At 65.6% G+C, this 270-nt stretch carries 1 pseudogene; it reads right to left on the bottom strand.

Annotated features, from left to right (window positions below):
- Positions 1-264, bottom strand: a pseudogene (locus tag ACFZPT_RS26705) (protocatechuate 3,4-dioxygenase subunit beta); the annotation flags it as partial.
- Positions 265-270: the final 6 nt, after the last annotated feature.

The raw sequence follows: 270 nt of genomic DNA, 5'->3' as shown, positions 1-270 counted from the left end.
CGGCAGGCCGTTTTCATCCAGCACGCGGCCATGGATGATGATGCGTTCGCCCTGGGGCTCGCCGTCTTGCTGGGCGGTGAGGTCGTTGTCCTTCTCACCGACCCGCTCGGCACCGATGGTCGGGCCGGTGATTTCCGACCAGGAATGGGGCAGAAACACCAACGGCTTGGACGGCGAACGCAGGTTCGTCGACTGGTACGCCGGCTGCAGGTATTCAGGCTGGGTGCCCGCCTGGGGGCGCCGGTAACCGGGCTTATCACTCATGGAGCC

The organism is Pseudomonas sp. MD330_10 (genome assembly GCF_042610415.1).
Taxonomy (GTDB): domain Bacteria; phylum Pseudomonadota; class Gammaproteobacteria; order Pseudomonadales; family Pseudomonadaceae; genus Aquipseudomonas; species Aquipseudomonas rhodesiae.
The sequence above is the reverse complement of the archived record's forward strand: the minus strand, read 5'-3'. Positions and strand labels throughout refer to the sequence as shown.